Origin of the sequence: Bacillus zhangzhouensis (genome assembly GCF_000715205.1) — a bacterium.
GTDB lineage: Bacteria > Bacillota > Bacilli > Bacillales > Bacillaceae > Bacillus > Bacillus zhangzhouensis.
In genome coordinates this window covers 17,827-44,186 of sequence record NZ_JOTP01000018.1, presented here as the reverse complement: position 1 = coordinate 44,186, position 26,360 = coordinate 17,827, and the positions used below count along the sequence as shown (strand labels likewise).

21 protein-coding genes are annotated in these 26,360 nt (G+C 42.0%); 13 read left to right on the top strand and 8 right to left on the bottom strand.

The window, feature by feature from the left end; genetic code table 11:
* Window positions 1–63: 63 nt before the first annotated feature.
* A complete protein-coding gene (locus BA70_RS13955; RefSeq protein WP_034323392.1) occupies window positions 64–1,740 on the top strand; it encodes a hypothetical protein in 1,677 nt (558 codons plus the stop codon).
* 15 nt (window positions 1,741–1,755) lie between these two features.
* Here BA70_RS13955 and BA70_RS13950 read toward each other — a convergent pair whose 3' ends face one another.
* Window positions 1,756–2,655, bottom strand: a complete 900-nt coding sequence (locus tag BA70_RS13950; protein ID WP_034323391.1) for a LysR family transcriptional regulator — start codon at window positions 2,653–2,655, stop codon at window positions 1,756–1,758.
* A gap of 172 nt (window positions 2,656–2,827) precedes the next feature.
* Here BA70_RS13950 and BA70_RS13945 point away from each other — a divergent pair, with 172 nt between their 5' ends.
* The 7 genes from BA70_RS13945 (at window position 2,828) to BA70_RS13915 (ending at window position 12,425) form a co-directional block, all read left to right on the top strand.
* Window positions 2,828–3,823, top strand: a complete 996-nt coding sequence (locus tag BA70_RS13945; protein WP_034323388.1) for a LacI family DNA-binding transcriptional regulator — start codon at window positions 2,828–2,830, stop codon at window positions 3,821–3,823.
* A gap of 174 nt (window positions 3,824–3,997) precedes the next feature.
* Window positions 3,998–5,263: an extracellular solute-binding protein gene (locus BA70_RS13940; RefSeq protein ID WP_034323386.1), complete on the top strand. Its 1,266-nt coding sequence runs from the start codon at window positions 3,998–4,000 to the stop codon at window positions 5,261–5,263.
* Between the two features lie 75 nt (window positions 5,264–5,338).
* On the top strand, window positions 5,339–6,646 hold the full coding sequence (locus BA70_RS13935) for a carbohydrate ABC transporter permease (protein WP_051691157.1): 1,308 nt from the start codon (window positions 5,339–5,341) through the stop codon (window positions 6,644–6,646).
* 1 nt (window position 6,647) lies between these two features.
* Window positions 6,648–7,490, top strand: a complete 843-nt coding sequence (locus BA70_RS13930) for a sugar ABC transporter permease (RefSeq protein WP_034323380.1) — start codon at window positions 6,648–6,650, stop codon at window positions 7,488–7,490.
* Between the two features lie 11 nt (window positions 7,491–7,501).
* Entirely contained in the window at window positions 7,502–8,710 is a 1,209-nt protein-coding gene (locus BA70_RS13925) for a glycoside hydrolase family 53 protein (RefSeq protein WP_034323377.1), read from the top strand.
* A gap of 23 nt (window positions 8,711–8,733) precedes the next feature.
* Window positions 8,734–10,800: a beta-galactosidase gene (locus BA70_RS13920; RefSeq protein WP_034323375.1), complete on the top strand. Its 2,067-nt coding sequence runs from the start codon at window positions 8,734–8,736 to the stop codon at window positions 10,798–10,800.
* Between the two features lie 296 nt (window positions 10,801–11,096).
* Window positions 11,097–12,425, top strand: coding sequence for a CitMHS family transporter (locus BA70_RS13915; RefSeq protein ID WP_034323372.1), 1,329 nt, complete (start codon window positions 11,097–11,099; stop codon window positions 12,423–12,425).
* 44 nt (window positions 12,426–12,469) lie between these two features.
* On the opposite strand, the gene BA70_RS13910 is transcribed toward BA70_RS13915, so the two are convergent.
* From BA70_RS13910 to BA70_RS13880, 7 genes are all read right to left on the bottom strand, one after another.
* Entirely contained in the window at window positions 12,470–12,898 is a 429-nt protein-coding gene (locus BA70_RS13910; protein ID WP_034323370.1) for a DUF4064 domain-containing protein, read from the bottom strand.
* 24 nt (window positions 12,899–12,922) lie between these two features.
* Window positions 12,923–13,876, bottom strand: a complete 954-nt coding sequence (locus BA70_RS13905; RefSeq protein WP_034323368.1) for an ABC transporter permease subunit — start codon at window positions 13,874–13,876, stop codon at window positions 12,923–12,925.
* A complete protein-coding gene (locus BA70_RS13900) occupies window positions 13,873–14,802 on the bottom strand; it encodes an ABC transporter ATP-binding protein (RefSeq protein ID WP_034323365.1) in 930 nt (309 codons plus the stop codon). Before BA70_RS13900 ends, BA70_RS13905 begins: the two co-directional genes overlap by 4 nt.
* A gap of 329 nt (window positions 14,803–15,131) precedes the next feature.
* On the bottom strand, window positions 15,132–15,470 hold the full coding sequence (locus tag BA70_RS13895; RefSeq protein ID WP_034323363.1) for a zinc ribbon domain-containing protein YjdM: 339 nt from the start codon (window positions 15,468–15,470) through the stop codon (window positions 15,132–15,134).
* A gap of 93 nt (window positions 15,471–15,563) precedes the next feature.
* The gene (locus tag BA70_RS13890; protein WP_034323360.1) at window positions 15,564–16,703 is read right to left on the bottom strand and encodes a glycerate kinase; all 1,140 of its coding nucleotides are present in this window, start codon (window positions 16,701–16,703) and stop codon (window positions 15,564–15,566) included.
* Between the two features lie 29 nt (window positions 16,704–16,732).
* The gene (locus BA70_RS13885; RefSeq protein ID WP_034323357.1) at window positions 16,733–18,004 is read right to left on the bottom strand and encodes a GntP family permease; all 1,272 of its coding nucleotides are present in this window, start codon (window positions 18,002–18,004) and stop codon (window positions 16,733–16,735) included.
* 117 nt (window positions 18,005–18,121) lie between these two features.
* Window positions 18,122–19,234: a CdaR family transcriptional regulator gene (locus BA70_RS13880; RefSeq protein ID WP_034323355.1), complete on the bottom strand. Its 1,113-nt coding sequence runs from the start codon at window positions 19,232–19,234 to the stop codon at window positions 18,122–18,124.
* A gap of 161 nt (window positions 19,235–19,395) precedes the next feature.
* On the opposite strand from BA70_RS13880, the gene BA70_RS13875 reads away from it, so the two are divergent.
* The 5 genes from BA70_RS13875 to BA70_RS13850 all read left to right on the top strand — a co-directional run bounded on the left by BA70_RS13875 (window position 19,396) and on the right by BA70_RS13850 (window position 26,306).
* On the top strand, window positions 19,396–20,046 hold the full coding sequence (locus BA70_RS13875; RefSeq protein ID WP_034323352.1) for a TetR/AcrR family transcriptional regulator: 651 nt from the start codon (window positions 19,396–19,398) through the stop codon (window positions 20,044–20,046).
* Between the two features lie 69 nt (window positions 20,047–20,115).
* A complete protein-coding gene (locus BA70_RS13870; RefSeq protein ID WP_034323350.1) occupies window positions 20,116–21,369 on the top strand; it encodes an MFS transporter in 1,254 nt (417 codons plus the stop codon).
* Complete coding sequence (locus BA70_RS13865) at window positions 21,366–23,693, top strand: FtsX-like permease family protein (RefSeq protein WP_034323347.1); 2,328 nt, start codon at window positions 21,366–21,368, stop codon at window positions 23,691–23,693. The genes BA70_RS13870 and BA70_RS13865 overlap by 4 nt, the downstream gene beginning before the upstream one ends.
* A gap of 13 nt (window positions 23,694–23,706) precedes the next feature.
* Window positions 23,707–24,468 carry an ABC transporter ATP-binding protein gene (locus BA70_RS13860; protein ID WP_034323345.1) on the top strand — a complete coding sequence of 254 codons (762 nt, stop codon included), beginning with the start codon at window positions 23,707–23,709 and terminating at the stop codon, window positions 24,466–24,468.
* A gap of 659 nt (window positions 24,469–25,127) precedes the next feature.
* On the top strand, window positions 25,128–26,306 hold the full coding sequence (locus BA70_RS13850; protein WP_034323340.1) for a Rap family tetratricopeptide repeat protein: 1,179 nt from the start codon (window positions 25,128–25,130) through the stop codon (window positions 26,304–26,306).
* The last annotated feature ends 54 nt before the right edge of the window (window positions 26,307–26,360 follow it).

Below are 26,360 nucleotides of genomic sequence, written 5' to 3'. Positions count from 1 at the left end.
AATCTTTTCCCCGCCTCACTCGTATATACTAAAAGAGTGATTGATTTGAAAGGAGATTTGTTTGTGGGATATATTTTGTTATTTTCGGTTGTGATCGGTCTTGTCTTGACCCTTTTGCTCACACCACTCAGGTTGATTTTTAGAAAGAAAGGGACGGAACAACAGGTGCCGCTCATGTGGATTGCGGGTCTTGCACTGCTATTCATCATCGGCATTTTTGGCTTTTATTACATCACCAATTTAGATCGTAACCCTTCATCATTATGGCTGATTGGACTTGTTGTGACAGCAGCAGGCGCCTTTTTGTCAGTCGGATTGGAGCGGAAGATTAAAGGTGTGTTGTTCCTTATTCTTTTGCTGCTTGGTGTTTATATGGCGACAGCTTTTTTATTCAATGCGAATGAGAAATTCGATGTCTCCAAAATGGAGCAAAAAGTGGAAATCAAAGCGTTCGATGAAACAGAAACACCTGCGAGTGTACCGCCGCAATTTGCTCGCAATAAAATGAAGAAATCGTTCGGACAGGTTCCAAACACAAGCTACTACGAGCTTGGCAGCTTGCAAATTCAGAAGGTCAATGGTGAGTACGTGTACATCGCACCAGTGGAATTCTCGGATTTCTTTAAATGGATTCGTTCAGGCAGTACGCCGGGTTACTTTACATTAAGTGCGACCGACTCATCTGCTAATCCAAAGTTCGTGAAAACAGAGATGGTCTATACGCCTTCCTCCTATTTCAACAAAGAAATTGAGCGACATATCCGTCTCCAGTATCCAGATTTGATTTTCTACGGAGACACACAGCTGGAGATCAATGATGATGGGAAGCCTTATTACATTCGAACATTTGGCGATTTCATCTCTGCCCGAAACGGCTTTAAAGCGTCAGGCGTCGTCGTTGTTGATGCCAAAACTGGCGCAACGAAGAAATACTCTTTAGATCAAGTACCTGCCTTTATCGATGGTGCTGTTTCACCAGAGGCGGTTAGTCTGCAAAACAGTTATTTCGGAAACTATATTCACGGTTTCTGGAACAGTATGTTTGGAAAATCAGATGTGAAGCTGCCTTCAGACGAGGGAACAGAAGCCAATGTGAGTCCAGTGTTTGATTCAAAAGGAGAGATGTATTACTTCACAGATTTCACCAGTCCGAAAGAGGGCGTTGATTCCATGCTCGGATATGCACTGACAAATGCCCGGACAGGAAAGGCCACGTATTACACCGGCAATCTTGAAGAGTCCTACATGGATTCTCAAGGAGCATTGCAAATTATTGAGAAACGATTTATCGAGAAGAAATGGAAAGGGCGCATGCCGATTCTTTATAATTTCTATGGAGAAGCCAGCTGGCTCACACCTGTTCTCGATTCAAACGGGTTCCTGCAAAACTACTTTATTGTCTCTGCGGCCAATCCTGAAATCGCTGCGTACGCTTCTACACCAAATGAAGCACTGAGAGCCTATAAAACAGCTCTTCAAAAGGGCAGCGGCACAGTCAACAGCTCATCTAAGCAAGAAAAGAAAGATGCCACAGGCAAGGTCAAACGTGTGTATAAAGAAAATACCGGTGATTACACAACCGTCACCTTCCTATTAGACGATGGGAAAAACTACACCATGTCATCTGAAAAAGAACCTCTTGTCATTTATTTGAAAGAAGGGGATCAAATCACGATCAAATACACAGATACAGGTGAAATTTTCCTTCCAGTCGATGAAATTCAAATAAAAGGATTATAAAAAAAGACGTTTCTCCTACTGTGGAGAAGCGTCTTTTCTCTCTTTCCTTAACAATTCAACAAGTAATTCCTTATTTTTATTCCCACCTGTCATCGGTGACTCAACATAGGAGAATTTTCGTTTGAAATCCATTCCTCTCACAGAAATGACAGCCAATTCACCGCCAATGCTGCCTCGCTGGAGGACATATTTTGATAAAATGGAAAGTCCCATTCCGTGGATCACAGCCTCTTTAATGGCTTGGTTGCTGCTAAATGTCACAAAGGTCCGCGCTTTCAGTCCATTTGATTTCAGGACGTGCTGTAAGTATTCCCCTGTACCTGATCCCTCTTCTCTCGTGATCCATGTTTCGTTTTGCAATTGATCAATCGTGACATCCTTTTTCTTTGCAAACGGGTGGTCTAATGGGGCCACGATGTAGAGTTCATCCTCTAGAAAGGTTTCCACAGAGAGTTCTTTGTCATTGGTCTGTCCTTCGATTAGGCCGATATCGACATGGAACAAACGGACATGTCTTGCGATTGCTTCTGTATTATCAATGGCCACCTCAATATCAACATGTGGATAGAGCTGATGAAACTCCGCCAATATTTGCGGCAGCACGTACTCACCAATCGTGAAGCTCGCTCCAATCGTCAGCTTTCCTCTTGCCAGATGATGATGCTCATAAATATCCTGCTTCGCCTGTTCATATAAACGAATGATTTGTTTTGAACGATGGTACAACATATCCCCAGTGGGTGTAACAGTTAATTGCTTTGGCGAACGATTGAGCAGAACGGTCTGGAATTCCTGCTCCAAGTTCTTAATATGAAGACTGACACTCGGCTGAGAAATCCGCAGCTTCTGGGCTGCTTTTGTAAAGTTTCTCTCTTCCACGACTGTCACAAATGTCTTCAGTGCATCATAATACATCTGTCCCTCTCCTATCAGAAATCTTAATCCAACACCTTCATGACATATATTTTACTAATTCCTTGCCGGCTCGTAAAGAACCATCTAAACGAAAACAATTTAATAAAAATATTTACTAATTTTTTTAAAGACTCTATACTGAAAGGAGATATTTTCTATAGGAGGTGCTGATTTGGCAGCAAAAATAAAGGACATTGCTGAAAAAGCTGGATTATCAATTGCGACGGTGTCTCGCGTACTGAACCAGGATCCCAACCTATCAGTCACGGATCAAACACGTGAAAAAGTATACGCAGCCGCAGAAGCTTTGTCCTATCAAAAAAAGACATTCAAACATTCCTTAAAAAAAATCGCCTTTCTCTATTGGATGACCGAAAAGGAAGAGCTTGAAGATATTTATTTTAAATCCATTCGTTTGGGCATTGAGAAACTCAGCAATACCCGGAGTTTAAATGTTACCGCTTACAATCCAACTGATGGTCTTCACTCCATTGATCCTTCTACAGAAGGGATCATTGCCATCGGTCGATTTAAAAAGTCAGAGCTTGACCAATTATATGCAATTACCCATCACATCGTCTTTATTGATACGTCGCCTGATGAAGACCGCTTTGATTCTGTAAAGCCTAACTTGAAACGAATTGTTGAAAAGATCATTGATTCCTTCATCGAAAAAAAGCACCACTCGATTGGATTCATTGGCGGGACAGACCTTGATCTTAATACGAATGTGCATATACCAGATATTCGTGAAACGACTTTCCGCGAGTATATGACGGCACACAATGTGTTGGATGAGCGATTGATCTATATCGGTCGCCATTTCTCGGTAGATGAAGGCTATTCGCTGATGATGAAAGCGATCGACGAGCTTGGTGATGATCTGCCCACCGCCTTTTGTGTCGCAAGTGATCCCCTTGCCATTGGCTGTTTACAAGCATTAAATGAGCGTGGACTTTCCCTGCCGAATCGCGTCAGCGTCTTTAGTATCAACGATATTCACGTCTCTCAATATGTCTCACCACCGCTCACAACCTATCACATCCATACATCTTTACTTTGTGAGACAGCGGTCGATTTACTTTTAGAAAGACTTGTTGATGGCAGAACATTGCCCAAAACCGTGCTGATTGCGTCAGAACCTGTCTTTCGGAAAAGCACCATATAAAACAGCTGGAAGCCCCGCCCAATGTGGAGGGCTTCTTTTCTCTCCTAAACTAGTAAAAATTTTTACTTAATAAATTTAATAAAATGTGTTTACTTTTTTTACTCAAGTTGATATTCTCACATTAAGAAAGCGTTTTCTTATCATCTGTGAAAAAAGAACGAGAGGGGATTACGAATGAAAAAGGGAAAATGGGCGACATTATCGGCAGTCGTTGGTACTGCTGTGCTGCTGCTGTCAGCATGCGGACCAGGGGATGACAATTCAAGCGGTACACAGCCCGCATCTACAGGTACAAAGACCTTGCTAGTGTGGGAGGATGTCAAAAAGTCTGATGGGATTCAAGACGCTGTCAAAGAATTCGAAAAACAAAACGGTGTGAAAATCAAAGTGGTCGAAAAAGCGTATGCCGATCAACTAGAAGCTCTCCGTCTAGATGGGGCGGCAGGGACAGGTCCAGATGTGATCACCGTGCCTCACAATCAGATTGGATCAGCTGTAACCGAAGGGCTATTACAGGAAATCAAACCAGATCAAAAAGTGATAGATTCCTTCACAGACGAATCTATTCAATCACAAACGGTTAATGGCAAGCTGTATGGTCTGCCAAAATCCGTTGAAACCACCGTGCTTTTTTATAACAAAGATCTTGTGAAAAAGGCACCTACTACACTTGATGGCTGGTATGAGCTTTCGAAAAAGCTGACAAAGGACGGGAAATACGGTTTTGTCGCGAAATGGGATGAAATTTACTACGCACAAAGTGTGTTAGGCGGATCAGGGGGCTATATTTTCAAACAGAAAAGCGATGGCTCTTATGATGTCAATGATATCGGTCTGAATAACGATGGCGCCATCGAAGGCGGAGAATACATTCAGAAATTCTTTAGCGAAGGACTTTTCCCGAAAGGCATCATTGGTGAACAAGGCATCAACGTCCTCAACTCCTTATTCACAGAGAAAAAGGCAGCGGCTCTTATTTCTGGTCCGTGGTCATTTGGTCCATATAAAGAAGCTGGTATTGACTATGGCGTGACTGAACTGCCAACACTCCCTAACGGAAAACATATGAGCTCATTCTTAGGCGTGAAGAGCTACAACGTCTCCTCTTATTCTAAAAATAAAGAACTTGCTGAGAAATTTGTTGAGTTTATCACGAACGAAAAAAATTCGAAGAAGCGCTTTGAAGTGACAGAGGAAATTCCACCAGTGAAAAAACTGATGAAAGATCCAATCATTACTGAAAATGCAAATGCGAATGCTGTTTCAAAACAAACGAAATATGCCACACTGACACCGAACAATCCAGAAATGGAAGAGGTGTGGAAGCCAATTGACAGCGCATTAGGGCTGATTGCAACCGGCCGTACAGATGTGAAAAAAGCATTTGATGATGCGGTCAAACAAATTGATTCTCAAATTAAAGCGAATCACTCCAAATAACATCGAACGCGGGTAGCTTTGCGTGTATGAAGCTGCCCGTGTCTGATCTAATTTCATACGAAGTAGGTGTTAGACATGACGGGTAACCTTGAACTAGACCGCACACACACAATTGAATCAAAGACACACCGGAGACGGGCGCTAATGTTCTCCTTCATACCCGGGATGGGGCAAATATACAACAAACAGTATGGCAAAGGGGCACTCTTTTTCCTGTTCGGCGTCTCTTTTCTGATTGTATTTTATGATTTATTCAATATTGGCTTCTGGGGACTGTTCACACTTGGTACGATGCTGCCTCGTGACAACTCTGTTTTTCTTTTAGCAAAGGGGATTATTGCCCTTTTAACAGCTGGGTTTGGTATCGGCTTTTACATACTCATGATGCGTGATGCATTTATGAACGGAAAGAAACGTGATCAAGGGGTTCCGCTTCATTCCATCCGTACCCAATATCATCAGCTCATCGACCAAGGCTTTCCTTACTTAATGAGCACTCCTGCTTTCTTTTTACTTCTATTTTCTGTTGTCTTTCCAATTATGTTTAGCTTTGCGCTTGCCTTTACGAACTACGACTTATACCACTCACCTCCTGCCAACCTCATCGATTGGGTAGGGGTCAAAAACTTTCAAAATATCTTTTCGATCGATATTTGGAGAGACACATTCATTGATGTACTTGGCTGGACCGTCGTATGGACATTGGCTGCTTCGACCCTTCAATGTGCCGTCGGCATCTTTCTAGCCGTTCTGCTCAATCAGAAGGATTTAAAAGGGAAACGGTTTTTTAGAACGATTTTGATTCTGCCTTGGGCTGTTCCGGGCTTTGTGACCATTTTGGTGTTTGCCGGACTGTTCAACGACACGTTTGGTGCCATCAACAATACGCTTTTTGCATCGATTGGGATTGATCCAAAGCCGTGGCTGACAGATCCATTTTGGAGCAAAATTGCCCTCATTGCGATGCAGACTTGGCTTGGATTTCCTTTTGTTTTCATTATGACAACCGGTGTTTTGCAGGCCATTCCTGAAGACTTATACGAGGCTGCGACCATTGATGGAGCAAACTTTTTTCAAAAATTCCGTTCCATCACATTACCGCTTGTCCTTTACTCAATTGCACCTATATTAATCACGCAATATACCTTTAACTTTAACAACTTTAATATCATCTACTTATTTAATGGCGGAGGACCACCTGTTGCAGGCTCAACAGCTGGGGGTACGGACATATTGGTTTCTTGGATTTACAAACTAACGATGCAATCCTCTCAATATGCACTCGCTGCCGCCGTCACGATCTTACTTTCGATCTTTGTCATTGCCATTGCACTCTGGCAGTTTAAGAGAACGAATTCATTCAAAGAGGAGGATATGATGTGATATGGGATCAAAACAAAAAAAACTCATTCGTCTAAGTATCACTTATTTTATCCTTTTCATTGCCTCCGCTTGTATTATGTATCCACTTCTTTGGACGATCGGTGCTTCCTTTAATCCTGGGAACAGCCTCATGAGCACAAGCATGTTTCCGAAGAATCCAACGTTCAGCCACTTCACCGAGCTGTTCTTTGGTCAAGGGGCACTTTATGCAAAATGGTATTGGAACTCAATGAAGATCAGCATTGCCACAATGATCTTGACGCTGATTCTTGTCAGCTTTACAGGCTATGCCTTTTCCAGGTTCCGATTCAAAGGACGGAAAAATGGGCTCCTGCTCTTTTTACTGCTGCAAATGATTCCTCAATTTTCAGCGCTGATTGCCATTTTTGTTTTGGCTCAAATGCTTGGACTGATTAACAGCCACCTTGCGCTGATTTTAATTTATGCAGGTGGACAAATTCCGATGAATACGTATTTAATGAAAGGCTATCTAGATGCGATTCCGAAGGATCTCGATGAATCAGCCAGAATGGATGGCGCAGGGCATTTCCGGATTTTCATCCAAATTATTATGCCGCTCGCCAAGCCGATTTTAGCTGTTGTCGCTATCAACTCATTCACTGGCCCACTGGGTGATTTCATCATCTCAAGTGTCATTGTTCGATCACCCGAAATGTATACGCTCCCAATCGGTCTGTACAATCTTGTTTCGGACAAAATGGGTGCCAGCTACACGACCTTTGCAGCCGGGGCTTTACTGATCGCTGTTCCAGTCGCTTTATTGTTTCTTGTTTTACAAAAACAATTTGTATCCGGCCTCACACAAGGCGGGACAAAAGGATAAGGGGAGATTTGATGAAGAAATGGATGCTTGTCACTGTTGTCGTTTTCTTTCTTATGGGGTTAGGTATTCTGCCTGAAGCAAAAGCTGATACGATTTCTGTTAAGCCGATTAATGGATTGCAAGGTGATTTCATCAAAGGAGCCGATATCTCCATGCTTGCGGAAGTGGAAAGAAGCGGAGGCAGATACTACGATCAGAACGGACAGCAGGTTGATCCGCTTAAACTATTAAAAGATAAAGGCGTCAACTATGTGCGCATCAGACTGTGGAACCATCCATACGACAACCAAGGCCGTGCCTATAACGGCGGGACAAATGATTTAAACACAGCCATCGCTTTATCAAAACGCGCAAAGGCTCAAAACATGAAAGTGCTGCTTGATTTTCACTACAGTGATTTCTGGACCGATCCTGGTAAACAGTTCAAACCGAAAGCTTGGGCGTCCCTCTCACAAAGCGATTTAGAAAAGGCGGTCGGCACTTACACAAGTGATGTATTAAAAACGATGAGAGCGCAAAATGCTCTGCCGAACATGGTACAGGTCGGGAATGAATTGAACTCAGGCATGCTGTGGCCAAACGGCAAAAGCTGGGGTGAAGGCGGCGGTGAATTTGACCGGCTCGCTGCTTTGCTAAAGGCTGGCACAAATGCTGTACGCTCTGTCGATTCGAACATGAAAGTGATGCTTCACCTTGCACATGGAGGGGACAATGGCGCATCCCGCTGGTGGTTTGATGAAATCACAAAACGAGGCGTCTCATTCGATACGATTGGTTTATCTTACTACCCGTATTGGGACGGCGGATTTAGCGGTCTTACTAACAATATGAATGATATTAGCGCCCGCTATAACAAAGACGTCATTGTCGTGGAAACAGCCTATGGATTCACGACAGCAAATGGTGACAACCTAGAGAACTCCTTTAATCAAGACTCTGTCAAAACAGCTGGTTATCCAGCTTCACCACAGGGCCAGGCATCTTTTATACGAGATGTATCAGAAAAAATTTCTCAAGTGAAAAACAATCGCGGAAAAGGGTTCTTTTATTGGGAGCCACTTTGGATTCCAGCGAAAGGCGCTCCGTGGTCTAGTCAATACGGGCTGGCTTATATTCAAACAACCGGTACGGTCGGGAATGCTTGGGAAAATCAGGCGATGTTTGATTTCAACGGAAAAGCACTGCCTTCTCTTGATGTATTTAAACAAATGACACCGTAATTAAAATGATAGGACGTGACAAAATGGGAAAGCGTTACCCACTCGTTCACCCAAATGTGAAAGGCTTTATGCATGGTGGCGACTATAATCCAGATCAATGGCTTCATATGCCGGAGATCATTGACGAAGATTTTCGATTAATGAAGCTTGCACACTGCCAAACATTCTCCATCAACATTTTCGCATGGAGTAAGCTAGAGCCAGAAGAAGGTCAGTACGATTTTGCATGGCTGGATGACATCATGGACCGCTTGGCAGCGCAGGGGGCTCACGCCATTCTCGCCACACCTAGCGGGGCAAGACCTGCTTGGCTCTCGCAAGCATATCCAGAAGTATTACGCGTCGAAGCGAACCGCCAGCGTAACTTACACGGGCTTCGGCATAATCATTGCTTCACTTCACCAGTTTATCGTGAAAAAACGAATACACTCAATCGTTTACTTGCTGAACGCTATAAGGATCATCCAGCACTGATCATGTGGCACATATCGAATGAGTACGGCGGCGAATGTCATTGCGATCTTTGCCAGGAGGCATTCCGACATTACCTGAAAGACAAATACAACCATGACCTTGAAGCATTGAATCAAGCATGGTGGACGGGATTTTGGAGCCACACCTATAGTGATTGGTCACAAATTGAGTCACCTGCACCACATGGGGAGCACATGATTCACGGCATGAACCTAGATTGGAAGCGCTTCGTCACAGCTCAAACGATTAATTTTTATCAAAATGAAATTGAGCCGCTACGAGAATTAACGCCTCATATCCCAGTGACCACCAACTTTATGGGCGACTATCCGCATATGCGTCCATTCCTTGGGCTGGATTATCATCAATTTGCAAAGGAAGTCGACGTGATCTCATGGGATAGCTATCCTGCGTGGCATAGCGGCAAAGAAACAACTGCCGAATTAGCGTCAAACGTCGCCTTCGTTCACGATTTGTATCGTTCGTTAAAGGACGGACAGCCGTTCCTCGTCATGGAAAGCACGCCTAGCCTCGTAAACTGGCATGATGTGAATAAAGTCAAACATAAAGGAATGGCTCATCTATCTGCTATGCAGGCGATCGCCCACGGATCAGACTCCGTGCTGTATTTCCAGTGGAGACAGGGGCGAGGTGCCTCTGAGAAATTCCACGGAGCAGTTGTGGATCATTCAGGACATGAACATACACGTGTATTTCAAGAAGTGGCTGATCTAGGGAAACAACTACAGCAGCTGCAACCGGTTGCGGGCACATCCGTTCAACCTGAGGTCGCGATCATATACGATTGGGAAAACCACTGGGCGATTGATGATGCTCAAGCCTTAAATAATACAAACAAACGCTATGTGGAGGCTTGTCAAACTCACTATCGCAGCTTCTGGAAAAAGGGCATCCCTGTTGACATTGTCGGAATGGAAAAGGACTTCTCATCCTATCGAGTGCTAGTTGGGCCAATGCTCTACATGATCAAACCAGGCGTCGCAGAAAAGATTGAAGCTTTTGTCAAAGAGGGCGGCATTTTTGTAGCGACATACTGGAGCGGCATGGTCGACGAAAACGATCTCTGTTTCCTCGGCGGTTTCCCGGGTCCTCTCCGCCATGTACTTGGCATTTGGACAGAGGAAATCAACACATTGATGTCAGATGAACACGTTTTAATGTCCACTGGGAATGGACGCACCTACCATGTCGGCCAATATTGCGAATCCATTCATCCTGAATCGGCCTCTGTGTTAGGGCATTTCGAGAATGGCTGCTATGAAGGACAGCCAGCTCTTACTGTCCACCCATTTGGAAATGGAAAAGCGTACTATATGGCTTCCGAAAATGAACAGGCTTTTTACGATGAGTTTTATGAGGATATCATCGCAGGAATTGGCATACAGCCCATCTTATCCTCGCCGATCCCAGAGGGAGTCAGTGTACAAAAACGAACGGATGGCACACAGGAATATGTGTTTATGATGAATTTTACAGAACAGCCGCAAAACATTTCACTAGATTCAGAGGAAATCTATGAGAATATACTGACTGGACAGCATATACCCGAACAGCTTCAACTTGATTCTTACGAATACATCATCTTGAAAAAATAGATTGAAAGAAGCGTCCATTCATTGGACGCTTCTTGATTTTAATAATTCTAAATACCTATATAAATTCTTTTAATTGTAGATATGCACTTGAAGTGTTATTTTTTATCTAAATTTTTTGACATGTTTGACACCGCGTCCTGACTGGATTGACCATCCTTTTTTACCATTGTATAGGTATGAAAGCGGTTGCCTACTGCTCATATTTTTGATACTCTTTTTTTCAATGCAGCTAAGGGACTGCATTGTGTTAAAAAGAGCAAACAAATGTAAACGGTTTATTGTAGGGGGAGGGTATTATGTTAACGATTGTTGGATTGTTGATTATTTTAACGATTGTTGTATTGCTGATTTGGGGGAAAGCAAGTCCAATTGTCGCCATGGTCATGGTGCCTTTAATAGGGGCGCTCATTGCGGGATTTGGTATCAATGACATTCAAACCTTTTTTGAAGAAGGGATTATCAAAGTATTGCCGGTGGCGACCATGTTTATCTTCGCCATTTTATTTTTTGGCATTTTACAAGATACAGGGTTCTTTGAACCTGTAATTAAAGCGTTAATTAAGCTGACCAAAGGAAATGTTGTCACAGTTGCGATGGGAACTGCTTTGATTGGGGTCATCGCGCACTTAGACGGAGCAGGGGCTACGACCTTTTTATTAACTGTTCCTGCATTGCTTCCGCTTTATAAGAAATTACATATGAGTCCTTACTTACTGCTGCTATTAATCGGGACAAGTGCCGGATTAACCAATATGATTCCATGGGCCGGACCCACTGGACGGGCAGCAAGTGTCTTGAATATGGATCCATCTGAACTCTGGGTACCGCTCATTCCGATTCAGCTGATTGGGGTCGTGCTCGTGTTAGGGATGGCGTTCATTTTAGGAAAGAGGGAAGAAAAACGAATTCGAGTGAAAATTGCTGCAAACGAAGTAGCCGCTGTTCAACTAGAAGGCGCAGATTGGGATCGTGCCATCCAATCTATTAGTGAAACAGGTGACGCCTCTCTAAAGCGTTATCACCTCATCTGGGTGAACCTCATTCTGTTTTTGGCTGTTGTTGTCCTTCTCGTGCTTAACGTGATTCCTGCTAGTTATATGTTTATGATTGGTCTTTCACTAGCACTTTTGGTTAACTATCCGAATGTGAATTTACAGATGGAAAGAATCAAGGCACACGCACCTAGTGCATTGATGATGGCGGCTGTTATTTTCTCCGCAGGCTCATTTTTAGGAATTCTTGAAGGAACCGGTATGCTGAAAGCCATTGCGGTTGACAGCATTCATATTCTACCTGCCTTCCTACTACCATTCTTACATATCATTGTCGGTATGCTTGGGGTGCCGCTTGATATGCTGACAAGTACAGACGCCTATTATTATGCACTTCTGCCAATTGTCGAATCGATCACATCTGAGGTTGGCGTACCTGGAACTTCTGCGGCATATGCCATGATGATTGGGAACATCATCGGAACCTTTGTCAGTCCACTTGCTCCCGCTGTTTGGCTTGCTGTTGGCCTTGCAGGGGTCGATATGGGGAAACATATCCGCTACTCTTTCTTTTGGATGTGGGGATTTAGTATCATCTTGCTGTTCATTGCCATGCTGATTGGCATAATTTAAAAAAAGAAAGACATGCGCACATGGACGCATGTCTTTTTCTTTTATTATGAAGGATATTCACTCGTGTGAATGTCTGTTTTCGGCTTTTTAATAAGTGACATCAATCCAATGACGATCAACAAGATCATTGGAACGAACGCAAGACCGACTGTTCCAATTAAAAGAGTGATGGCTGAAACCAAGAAGAGAATACCAGAGATCACAGCACGTTGATCTGTTTTCAGGAAAATCACACCCACAAGCGTTAACACAGCTGCAATGGCCGAAACCACCATGAACTGGATACCAAAGGCACTCATCCCAGCCTCAAGTGTTTCAATCGGCAATGTTTCACCTTCCTCTTGCAGGACTTCATTGATTTGATCATAAAATGATGGGTCGATAGAAAGGAGCAATGCCCCAAAACCAACACCAATGATATTGAGGACAATACTAATAATCCCTATTACTTTTTCACCTTTACGTTTAATCATGTGTAAACCTCCTAAAAGATTAGATTAACTACCTGTTTTCACTTCTCGCTTTTGGAAGACAATCAAGGCTATAGCCAAGAAGATAGCCCAATAGATGACTAGGACGGTTAATGAGAACCCTAGAGACATGCCTTCGATAAAAGTAGGTGTGTCCGCGAAATATTGTGCAGGATCATTGGCAAACAATAAGTATTTCGCCCAATCAAAGAAGAACATCAAAATGCTTGTGATGGATGCTCCAACAATATAAGCTAACACACTGATTGCAATAGATATGGCCTCACTTCTAAATACCGTTGAAATGGCAAAAGAAAGTGTCCCTAATACAACAAACATAGCACAATGTGCCAAATAATAAGAGATCATATTTGCAAGCTGAGATCGTTCAATGACTTCTCCATTTTGATAGGACAAATACACATAATCATGACTGAGTCCAAAGAATATCGCACCTAGGATAAATGACAGAATAAATAGGACCGCAATCAAAAATAGAGAGTAAAGTTGAACAGTAAAGTATTTAGATAAGAGAATCTTCATTCTTGATGGTGGACGAATCAATAATAATTTAATTGTACCATGCTTATATTCCGCCGAGACAATCGTGGCTGCAATGATAATCACAAATACACCAACCAACTGAAGCAAATCAGCATTGATCTTCACATAAGACCATGCATTTTTACCGAATTGATCCGCAGGAGGCAAATCATGTTTGATTCGGTACTCATTGATCGCTATTTCCTGTTCAAGGGTCCTCTTATAAAATGCTAAGTCATTTTCTTTCAATTCTTGTTTCTTCTCTTTGTTCATCATTCTCAGTTCGGTTTTCCAATCACCTGAAGCTTGATCTTCGTCATTTGTTTTCACTGCAAAGATCAGCGTGGCGATCATACCTAAAACAAGAAGTCCAACCATAATCCAAGTACCAACACGATAACTGATCTTCATCCACTCGTTTTGAATGAGGCGAATCATACGTCTGCCCCCTTTTTACCTGTTAAACTTAAAAACTTATCTTCTAGTGTTTGTTTTTCTATTTTGATTTCGTACAAATGAATAGACGCACCGCTCAAATGACGAATCAATTCCGGCATTTTTTCTTCTGGCATGGAGAAGAATAAGTACTGCTCCTCTTCCCTTACAGTGACGCCTTCCTGAAATGCACCAATAAGCTTCTGTGCTTCTTCAAGCTCTTCGGATGCGACCTTCATTCGATAATTGACCAAATCATCCTGCTTCGTCTCCGCACGCTGATCCTCAATGGCAATCAGCTTACCTGTTTGGATAATGGCAAAACGATCACACATCAATTCCATTTCTGACATGAGGTGACTTGAAACAATGACAGCCAGTCCTTCTTCCTTCGCAAGCCTTCTTAAGTAATCCCGTATCATTCGAATGCCCTCTGGATCAAGTCCATTGGTCGGCTCATCTAAAATAAGCAGTTTCGGTCTATGTATAAGTGCCTGTGCAATGCCCAAGCGCTGCTTCATTCCTAATGAGAACGTACGGACACGCTTATGTTTCACATGCTGCAAACTGACTAGCTCTAACAGCTCATCAATTCGTCCTTCATCCACTTTTCCATTCATTCTGGCAAAATGAACAAGATTTTGTCTTGCCGTTAAATGATTATACATTTCTGGATTTTCAATAATTGCACCGACATCTTGGATCGCATGCTGATAGGAGGTTTGAATACTATGTCCATTAATCAGAATGTCACCAGATGTAATCGGAGAAAGTCCGACCATCATGCGAATGGTAGTCGTTTTCCCTGCGCCATTCGGTCCTAAAAAGCCAAAGACTTCGCCCGCCTGGACAGAAAAACTCAAGTCTTGAACAATCTTTTTCCCACGAATATGCCTAGATACATTATGCAGTTCTAAAACGTTCGTCACGTTACCTCTCCTTCTTTGTCTAAGTATCATCTATCATCTATTTCCAGATAAACACCATGATCCGTCAAAAATAGAAGAACACTTCCATATGGTACAGCAATGCCAAAAAATTGTGAAGGGAATTAGCCAAAATTTAGCGAATCATCTGCCTTTTTTAAGGTGGAGTTAAGAAAACTGCGGGTTTTTATGTGAAAAGAGGCTTGATTTTTTAAAAAATGAATCTTTTTCAACAGGTATATATGTATGGAATTCTGTTTAAGATTATTCCTTTCACCTATAAATAATGAAATGAAAAAAGAGGCCTCTTAACGACAGCCTCTTTTCATTCTTTATACCTTTTTCACAAACTCTGATTTTAGCTTCATAGCGCCAAAGCTAGGAATTTTACAATCAATGTTATGATCGCCTTCGACTAAACGAATGCCTTTGACCTTCGTTCCTATTTTTAAGACCGAAGAAGAACCTTTCACTTTTAAATCTTTAATGACAGTGACCGTGTCGCCATCACTTAACAGGTTCCCATTCGCATCTTTGACAACAAGCTGCTCCTCAGCCGCTTGTTCTTGTTCTAGTGACCATTCATGCGCACATTCAGGGCAGATAAGCAGACTGCCGTCCTCGTAAGTATAGGATGAACTGCACGAAGGACAATTCGGTAGATTAGACATTTGTGTTTCCCCCAACTTTCTATTTCATTTAATACGATTTTACCACATTTCTATAGAAAGGAATGTGATAGAAAAGGAAACATTTTTCAGCATTTACTTCTCTCTTCCAAATGTCATCACAGCCGCAATATTCCGCGCAGTTCTCTCTACGTAAAGAGCCGCATCTTGCATCGCATCAGAAAGAGAGGTGACACCTGGAACAATACTAAAAAGTGCATCAATTCCATGATCATGTACGACTGTACTGTCTTTTGAGAGGGAGCCTGCGATGCCAATCACAGGTAGGTCATACTGCTTTGCTGCTTTGGCTACACCGATCGGCGTTTTTCCATAAATGGTCTGCCGATCAATCCGTCCTTCGCCAGTAATGACAAGGGTTGCCTCCTTGATGACGTCATCAAAATGAACGGCCTTCAGCACAATATCGATTCCTTTTTGCAGATCAGCCTGTAAAAAGCCTAATAAACTCGCACCAAGTCCTCCCGCTGCTCCTGCACCTGCTGCATCAGCAAAAGATACATTCAACTGCTTTTCTGCTACATATGCAAAATGAGATAGGTTCTTGTCTAACACTTGAACCATTTCTTCATCCGCTCCCTTTTGCTGGCCGAATACGACAGACGCCCCTCTCTCTCCCGTTAAAGGATTATCCACATCACAAGCTACCTCCAGCCGGACGAATTGCAGTCTCGGGTCAAGTCCAGATAGATTGATAGAAGCTAATTGATTCAGTGACCCGCCGCCCGGCATAAGGTCTTGTCCTGCTTTATCGAGGAAAGCTGCACCTAATCCTTGCATCATCCCAACCCCACCATCATTCGTTGCACTTCCGCCAAGCCCAATGATCAAATGATTTGCGCCCTTATCCAGTGCCGCAAGCATTAATTCTCCTGTTCCTCTCGACGTTGTGAATAACGGATTCCGTTTTTCTGGCGGGACAAGGTGTATTCCTGAGGCTGCAGCCATCTCTATGACAGCGGTCTGACCATCACCCAACATGCCAAAAAAAGCATCCACAGGTTCGCCAAGCGGACCCGTTACCATGTGATTGACAATGTGCCCGCCTGTCGCATCAACCAATGATTGAACCGTCCCTTCTCCTCCATCTGCCATTGGAAGTTTGATATACTCTGCGTTTGGCAAAATAGAACGAAATCCTCGTTCAATGGCATTTGCTGTCTCATATGCAGATAAACTTTCTTTAAATGAATCTGGTGCAATCACAATTTTCACCCTAAAATCCCTCGTTTCTCATCATATCCTCAGCCGAACAGCTGGAAAATACCAAAGATAATGGTCGATACAACGGTTAAAGTCAAACCAATTAACGATTCAAAGGGCATTAATTTCAACCGTTCTTTGATGTCCATTTGAACACTTCCTGCTGTTGCATGAAAAAAACTCCCGTGCGGCATATGATCAAGCACCGTTGCGCCAGCATGAATCATGGCTGCACCTGAAAGCGCAGATACGCCAAGCCCAATCAGTGTACCGCTAAATACTCCACTAGCGACCGCCGTTCCTGCTGTTGTCGAAGCAGTTGCCGCTGACATAAAAATTCCCGACGTTGGTGCAAGCAAATAAGGAGGCAGTCCCGAAGCATCAAGCGCTTGAATAAAAACCTCTTTCAAGGAAGAATTGGATACGATTCCTGCTAATGTACCTGTCCCTAATAACATAATCGCTACACCTGACATTTTATGAAGCCCTGACATCGCATAATCATTGAGAAACTTTCCTTTTTTCATGAATAGAGCGCCTACAATGCCCCCAATCGGTAAAGCAATCATTGGATCTATATTGATTTGAAACAACGGCCTTAAGGCCAACAATAGAATGGTGACAACCGGACCCACAAGTGCTTGGAAAAAAGCAGGCACTTGAACCTTGCTTTGATCAGCTTCCTCTTCAAGAACGGGTGTCCCTTTATTTGCGAGCTTTTTGGCTAACACATATGTGACAGCTAATCCAAATACAGCCGGAATGACACCTGCGGCCATCATGGAAGTAAGGGGTACACCAAAAGCATCAGAGGCTGCAATCGCATTCGGATTCGGCGACATAATATTTCCTGCCTTCCCGCCGCCAATCATGGCAAGTAAAATTCCTGTTTTTGAAAGCTTTGCCCGTTTGGCAATGGCAAGCGCGATTGGCGCTACTGTGATAACTGCTACATCTACAAAAACGCCCACCGTTGTTAAAATCATCGTTGCAAGTGCGAGTGCTAAAAGGGCCCTCGCCTCTCCAAGCTTTTTCACGATAGCCTCAGCAATAGCTAACGCTGCACCTGACTCAATCAAAACGCCAGCCAGTACACCTGCGGCCATAATTCTAAGAACAGCCGGAATCATGTCCTTAGCTCCATCCATCATGACATTCACAGTCTGCACGATATCTACGCCGCCAACCAAACCGCCTATGAATGCACCTGCCAGCATGCCATATGCAGGTGATACCTTTTTTAAAATGAGAACAATAGCAATCACAAGCGCCATCATGGCTCCCAGTGTACTTACCGTCACATCTCCACTCATTCTCGATCCCCCCAAATTGTCTTTTCTCAATTGTAAGCGTTTACTAAGTAGGATCGAGTTGTGAATCTAGATGATCTTTTTTTATTTATCACTTTATTCAATTGTGCAAATGCACAATCAAGGTAGTTGACTGATCAACTGCGCCATGTAGAGCTCCATCAACTGTTTCACATGACGAGGGTCTTTTCCGGTGATTGCTTGTATTTTATCTAAACGATATCGCAGTGTATTGCGATGAATATATAAACGATCCACGCATCTTTGCAAATCGCCCCCCTCTTCAATGTAAACCTTTAACGTATGGACGAGCTCCGTTTCTTGTGTAAGTGACTTGTAAAAATCAGTCCATCTATTTTCCTCCTCTGCGGTTCCTGCTTTCATGAATAAGCTTTCCAGCTGATACGATTCAAAGAAAAATATACTTTCATCTGAATCAAGAACCTTCCCCAACCGTAGAGCATCCCCCGCCTGCTGAAAAGATAGAGGCAATAGGCTCATGTCGTCAGCGACAGTCCCTACACCTACAAGCACTTGCCTACCTACTGCTCTCACCATCGCTCTCTGTAGCTGCTCGACCACAAGCTTCAGATTTTGTTCAGGAATAGGTTGCCTTAAAAGAATCAATTCATGAAGGAAGGTCATGCCTAGTAAATCAGCCTCGTTCTTATCATATTGAATCGCATGCATCATTTTGTGCACAGTGTCCTCGGAGGATGGAACTGGCTGAAAAATTATCGCCATTCGGCGCTTATCTAATTCCATCCCCAGCCAGGTAGCTCGATTCTTTAGCTGATGATCACCCACGTCAGAATCAGAAATCAACTGATTGACAATTTCACTTTCTATTCGCTGCCGCCACTGAACTCGTTCAAGCAGAAAAGATTGTTCTAACACCAGCTCAGCTGCCATTTTCACCAGCTCTGCATGATGCCGAATGTCCTCTGGCTCACCAGTAATCCCAATCACACCAACTACTTGTTCACGAAAGCAAATAGGCAAATTGATTCCGGGCATCACTCCCTTTAAACGGAAGGATTTCTCCTGGTCAATTTCCACACTGTTCCCGCTCGTCAGTACAAGTCGTGCACCATCATGTTTCTGTCCAATCCTTTTTCGTTCACCAGAACCAATAATCACACCATCTGCATTCATGACATTGATGTTTTTATGTAAAATATGCATCGTACGTTCAACCATTTCTTGAGCCAATTCACTGGTTAAAAATTGCATGCAGCATCTCTCCTGAAGGTGTTTTCATTCAATGTATCATAGTGTTATTGCACAATAAATGCAAAGTTCTCAAAAAACAGCCGTTGACAAAGGTACGGTGAAAAGTGTTTAATCAAAACAAGGAACCGACCGACAGTCTAGTTAAAAGAAAGGATGGCTTTATGAGAACCGTTAAACATCCTGAAGAACGCAAAAATGACATCTTAAACGCAGCAGAGGTGCTTTTCTCAACCAAAGGCTATCAGCAAACAACGATTATTGACATATTAAAAGCTGTTGGCATTGCAAAAGGCACATTTTATTATTACTTTACATCCAAAGAAGAAGTGATGGATGCCATTATTGATAGGATCATCAAAACAGATATCATCGTGGCAAAGCGTATTGCGGCTGATCCAGACCTGCCAGTCGTCGATAAACTATTTCGTATCATCATGGAGCAGTCTCCTAAACAAGGAAGCAACAAACAAGGCATGATCGAACAATTTCATCAACCTTCGAATGCAGAAATGCATCAAAAAAGCTTGATCAAAGCCATAAAAGAACTATCACCAGTATTGGCAGATGTCATTCAGCAAGGTGTAGAAGAAGGGACGTTCCAAACGAAGTACCCGCAAGAGACGATTGAATTTCTTCTTGCTTCTGCACAGGTCATTTTTGATGAGGGCCTATTTCAATGGACCGCAGAAGAAAGTATACAAAGAGCTCTAGCTTTTATCGATCTCCTCGAATCCTCGTTACATGCAGAAAAGGGAAGCTTCTCCTTCCTTCTCAAGCGATTAACTGGAGAGGGAGATGAAAATAATCAGTGATTGGTCACTTCAATACCAATCCTGCATACATTATAGACTGACGGTCGGTCTAAAGGGAGAGTGATATTTATGTTTTTGTTATCCAATAGAGGTTCCAGCCACTTTATGTACCTTGTTCTCGGACAGATTATTTCCGTTTTCGGGTCTTCCTTGATTCGGTTTGTTTTATCTTTACACGTACTGGATATGACACAGCGTGTTGACTTATATGCCTTACTTTTCGCTTTATCCAATGTCCCACTCCTCCTTTCCCCATTAGCAGGGGCAATCGCTGATCGGTTTAACAGAAGAAACTTGATGATTTTATTTGATGTCCTCACTGGCATCATGATTCTGGCCTTTTATCTCTGGTTATTTTCAGGAAATGATTCACTTTATATCATCGGAGCCGTCATGATACTTCTTGGTGTGATGAGTACGTTCTATGCTCCTGCTGTGATGTCCAGCATTCCTCAGCTAGTGAAAGAAGAAAAATTAGAACAAGCAAATGGCATCGTCAATGGTGTGCAGGCCCTTTCAGGTGTTCTCGCTCCTATTATCGGTGGAGTTCTGTACGGACTTATCGGGAGTCAATCTATCATTGGGGCTAGTGCCATCATATTTTTTCTATCCGCATGTATGCTTTTACGGTTAAATATTTCTTTCTCACCTAGCCCGCTAACGGAGTCCATGACCAAAGTGCTCATGAAAGATATGAAACAAGGATTTTCTTATATTGGCACCCAGCCATTTTTAAAAAGAGCCATGCTGCTCGCAGCAATGTTAAATTTCATCCTCACACCATTTTTTATCGTTGGTGGTCCAATCATTTTAAGGGTCTCAATGAAAAGCAGTGACATCATGTATGGGATTGGAATGGGCTTGATTGAGTTTGCTGTCATCGCAGGGGCCCTGCTAGTTGGACTTGTAGCAAAGCATTGGCGCATTCCTACTTTATATCGCTGGCTGCTCGTCATCGCAATCATTTTACTGCCTGTGGCTTTTTCAACATCAAAAACGGCCCTTCAATTTGGCACATATCCAGCGTATTTTCTCTTTTTAGCAGGGTGTCTTCCAATTGCCATGCTGCTCACAATGATTTCGATTGTTGTCATCTCACATGTCCAAAAGAAAACACCAAATGCTCAATTAGGAAAAGTCATGGCCAATCTGACAATGGTCTCCCAATGTGCTGCTCCACTCGGCCAAATGATGTATGGGTTCTTGTTCAACACTTTTTCAGCCAACATGTATGTAACCGTGTTAATAGTCAGTATCTTGATGTTTGCACTTGCCTTCCTAACAAAAAATATGCTTCAACCTGAAGGAGAATCAGCCTCATGAGATTGACGTTTATAAAGAAAGACTTAACCCGCCACCGTCTCATTTCAATCGGCTTGACCCTTTGCATCATGATGACATCGTTTTTAGCAACAAACGCCGCGCAAATGACGGTACAACTGAACGGTTCCATTTCAGATCTACTTCAATCTGCCAAAGCGCCAGACTTTGTCCAAATGCACGATGGCAGCCTAGATGAACAAGCGATCGAAACATTTTCAAGCAAACAGCCCCTGATAAAAGCACATCAAATTGTCCCAATGATTCCAATTGAACATACCAGCATCAAGTTCGGACATGAGCCTGCAAAAGCAGGTGTGATGGATCATTTATTTGTAAAACAAAATCGTTATTTTGATTTTCTTTTAAACGAACGAAATGAAAAGCTAACTGTAAATAAAGGTGAAGTGGCTGTCCCTATTTATTTTCAACAAAAGTATCACCTCAAGATAGGTGAAACGATAATGATTGAAAAAGGGTCGCATCAATTCTCTTTTCAAATCAAAGCGTTCTTACGAGATGCGCAAATGAACCCCAGCCTTGTCAGTTCAAAAAGATTCCTCCTTCATGACGAGGATTGGGACGCACTGAATCACGAGTTTCAAAAAAAGGAGTACTTGATCGAATTTTTACTGCATGATGCTGCGCAGGCAGATGCTTTTCAATCACTCTATCAATCATCTCAGCTGCCACAACAGGGACCAGCAGTCACATTGCCCCTGCTTCGCATGCTGAATGCACTGACAGATGGCATGGTCATTGCCATTCTTCTTCTAGTCTGCTTTCTGCTCATTAGTATTTCCCTTCTCTCCCTCCGTCTTGCTATGACTGCTGCTATAGAAGAGGATGAACGTGAGATTGGGATACTGAAGGTGCTGGGGATTCCTTTATCAAAAATTAAGCAATTATACGTTGGGAAGTATGCTGTGCTTGCCTGTGCAGGGTGTATAGCAGGATATGTGTTAACGCTTATATGTGGTGATATGTTTACGGCCAATATTCAGCGATATATGGGGAATTACTCTTCTTTTGCTCAATGGCTGATCCCGCTTTTCGTTTCTATTTTGACGGCAATGATCGTCATCTCATGTAGCTATGCTGTCCTAAGAAAGTTTGGTCAAATATCGGCAGCTCAAGCACTTCAAGATGGCGTCACTTCACCAAATCATAAAAAACAAATACCAATGCACCTCAAGAGAAACAGGTTCCTCCCCATCAATATATGGTTTGGTTTGAAAGATCTGATCTCCCGAATGAAGTTGTATACAACGATTGCCTGTATTATCGCAATTTGTACATTTTTAATGCTGATGCCTATTCAGCTATGGCATACTTTACAATCACCGGATTTCATCACATATCTTGGCTCTGGCAAAAGTGACCTTCGAATTGATATACGGCAAGGACATGATTTAGAGAAAAGTACAAATAAAATCGAGTCTACGATTCACGAAGATCTAGACATTCAATCATCTGCCGTATATGAAACAACTTCTCTCCAGTCCAAAACAAAGGAGAATACATTAGAAACAATCTATTTAGAAACAGGTGATCTCTCAGCATTTCCTCTCACCTATTTACAAGGGCGACAACCTTTAAAGGATGAAGAAATTGCCTTATCAGTGCTAAGTGCAGATTCACTTCAGAAAAAGGTAGGAGAAAGAATCACTCTCGTAACAAATGGGCATGAAATTCAAAGAATGGTGACTGGCATTTACCAGGACGTCACCAACGGAGGAAAAACAGCAAAAGCATTATCACAACCTTTTCCTCAATCAGCCCTTTGGAAAACCATTCAAATTCAACTGAAACAAGGAATAGATATTGCAGAAAAAAAGGCAGCATTTGAAACAAGTATGTCTCCTGCAAAAGTGACAGATATGAAAGAATACGTTCATCAAACCATTGGCAGCACAGCATCTCTAGTAAAGCTGATTGCACTATTCTCAACAATCGCTGCTTTTGGAACAGCCAGCTTGATGTTAACGATGTTTCTGCACATGTTAAAGGCGAAAGATGCAAGTCGTAACCACATGTTAAGAACGATTGGATATTCTATAAAGGATTTAACAAGTCAATACTTAACAAGTTTTATCGTGGTTCTCTCTTTTGGCACCTTTATTGGAACAATCGCTGTCCATACCATTGGACCGGCTTTGATGAGTGTAGGCGGGGCATCTTTAGGGGCATCAAGCCTTCAGTGGTTAGCACCACAATGGGTGTCAGTCATGTACCCTATCTGGCTGTTTATTGTGAGTTTAGCTGTAACCTCGTGGTTATTGAAGTCGTTTTTTTCTAGTAAAACCAGCCGTCATACACTTTCATAAGGAGATGTTTCACATGGAACACTTAATTGAAACGAAGCGATTGTCTTTGCAAATCGATTCATTAAAAGGGCAGAAACAAAACATTCTTAAAGATATCCATTTATCAATAAAGCCTGGGGAATTCGTGACCATTATGGGACCTTCCGGGTGTGGAAAAACTTCTCTGCTTTATCAGCTTAGCGGTATAGAAACAGCCTCAGCAGGAGAAATCAAATATAAAGACCATTTACTGTCAAAAATGACAGACAAGCAGTTAACTGCTCTGCGCTTAACAGAGATGGGGTTCGTCTTTCAACATAGCCACTTACTAAAGAATCTCAATCTATTTGATAACATTATTGCTGCAGCTTACTTAGCGAAAAAAAAGCCGAGAAAAGAAGTAAATGAACGAGCTCAATATCTAATGGAGAAACTTGAAATTGATCATTTAGCAGATAGATATTTGTCAGAAGTATCTGGTGGACAGCTCCAAAGAGCCTCTATCTGTCGAGCTCTTATGAATGAACCAGACATTCTTTTCGCCGATGAACCAACAGGTGCTCTTAATTCCAGTACCACAAAGGAAGTCATGAATATTTTTTCACAAATCCACTCTGAAGGAACAACTCTACTTCTCGTCACACACGATCCAAAAGTGGCTCTTTGCTCTGAAAGAATTTTGTTTATGATTGATGGAGAAATTGTTGCCAATTTAAACTTAGGAAAATATGATCGCTTCACCACTGACAAACGAGAAGCAGTATTAAACAAGTGGTTACAAGATTTAGACTTTTAATTGGAGTAAAAACAGGCAGAAAGCTGCCTGTTTTATTTTTGCTTACACTCAAACGAATAATCCATAGACAAACTATTTGTTTCTAATATGATTTTGCCATCTGCTTGTTGACAAGATTCTGTCAGCAACTTAATTTCTTTGCTATAAAAGTATCTCTTTGACATATAAAGAGTCACTAAAACGATTAAAAGCGTCGTGATCATCACTGTGATTTGCCAGTTTAAGATTTGAAATCTTTTTTTCATTTCAACGTCCTTTCTAAAAGGCTAGAGTTTGTGTTTGGTATTCATCTTTGTCTGCATCTATCAGCTTCTTTTCTAATATGATCTAGCAACATCATAACTGATTTTCTTTAATAGATCGACCTTCCATTTTCCGTCTTCCATGCCTAAAATTGCTTTACTTCAAATATACGGGTGATATTTTCGAACATCATCATAAAATCGATTGTAGGTATCACTTTTTTAGACTACCAAAAAAAGATTTTATGCATTTGTACAAACAATCATTCACCGTTACAATATCGTACATCACATGACCTAAGGTCCTTTTTATTACCTCTTGTCAATCACCTCGCAGAAACGATTATATTTTACCAAAAATTGTGATATCGTTTTTTAGTGAAACAGGCGAAAGGATCATAAAGAGGTGAAATTTTGATGACTATCATTTCAGCTGAACAGGTGGGGAACCGTTTAAATGATTGGCGAATTGCGATTCGTAAGCATGATGTACAGAGTGCAAAGGAAATGTACACAGAATTAAAAGAATTACTTCAAGAAATGGAAGAGAATCAGGAGGTCTTGACTTATTATTCATTGCTAGAAGGCAAGTATAAACTCATATTATATGAACGAAGAGGTAAAAAACTGAATGAACAGACAGAGCTAGATTGCCCCTCTAAAACAAACGACTTAATTGAATACTATTTTTACCTTTACAAAGCCCTTTACGCTTCATATAAAAGAGACTATGCATCAGCGATCGGACTATTTAAAATTGCCGAGAAAAAACTACAAAACATTCCTGATGAAATAGAAGTAGCAGAATTCCATACGAAGATTGCAAACTTATATATGCTGCTTCGTCAAAGTCTGATTTCACTTCACTATATTCAGAATGCTATTGATATTTTTAAAAGTCATGAAGGGTATGAAAGAAGACTGGCTGCAGCCTTTGTGATCTCCGCTGCTAATTTTATGGATATTGGTGACTTCAAAAGAGCAGAGGGCTACTACAAAGAAGCATTACACATCGCAAACAGTCTAAACGATCATTTTCTAACTTCACAGCTTTATCATAATATCAGCATTCTGTATGCAGAAGCTGGAGAATCAAAAAAATGTATCGATGCCCTAGAAAAGGCTCTTAGCGATGATGACTACCTTTCATCGTGTTATTTCCCTCACTCCATGTTTATGTTAATAAAAGAGCTGCTCTCCATCGATGAAAGAACACAAGCTCTCTATTATTTCGAATTGGTCAAACAAAAACATGCAACGGAGAAAAACCCCATCTATACAGCAAAAATGAATTTGCTTTATCATCTATATTTCACTGAAGATATGGTCAAAAAAGCTCAAACCTGTTTCGATGAAATCAGCATTTTGAAAGAATTAAAAGATGCTGAGGGTGCCCGTGAATTAAGTGCACTGGCTGCCAGACACTTTGAAGAGTTGGGAGCAATTCATCAAGCCTATCTCTTTTTAAAGGAAGCCTATCACATGGAACATCCTATAATTGACTGGAGGAATTCTGATGAAAAAAATGAGTTTACTGATTTTCACTTTAGCCATCGTTGTTTTCGGACAAACAGTGTCTTTCAATACATTAAATGATACGAATCCTGGTACAACAGAACGGCCAATCGGGACATAAACTGGCGCAATACA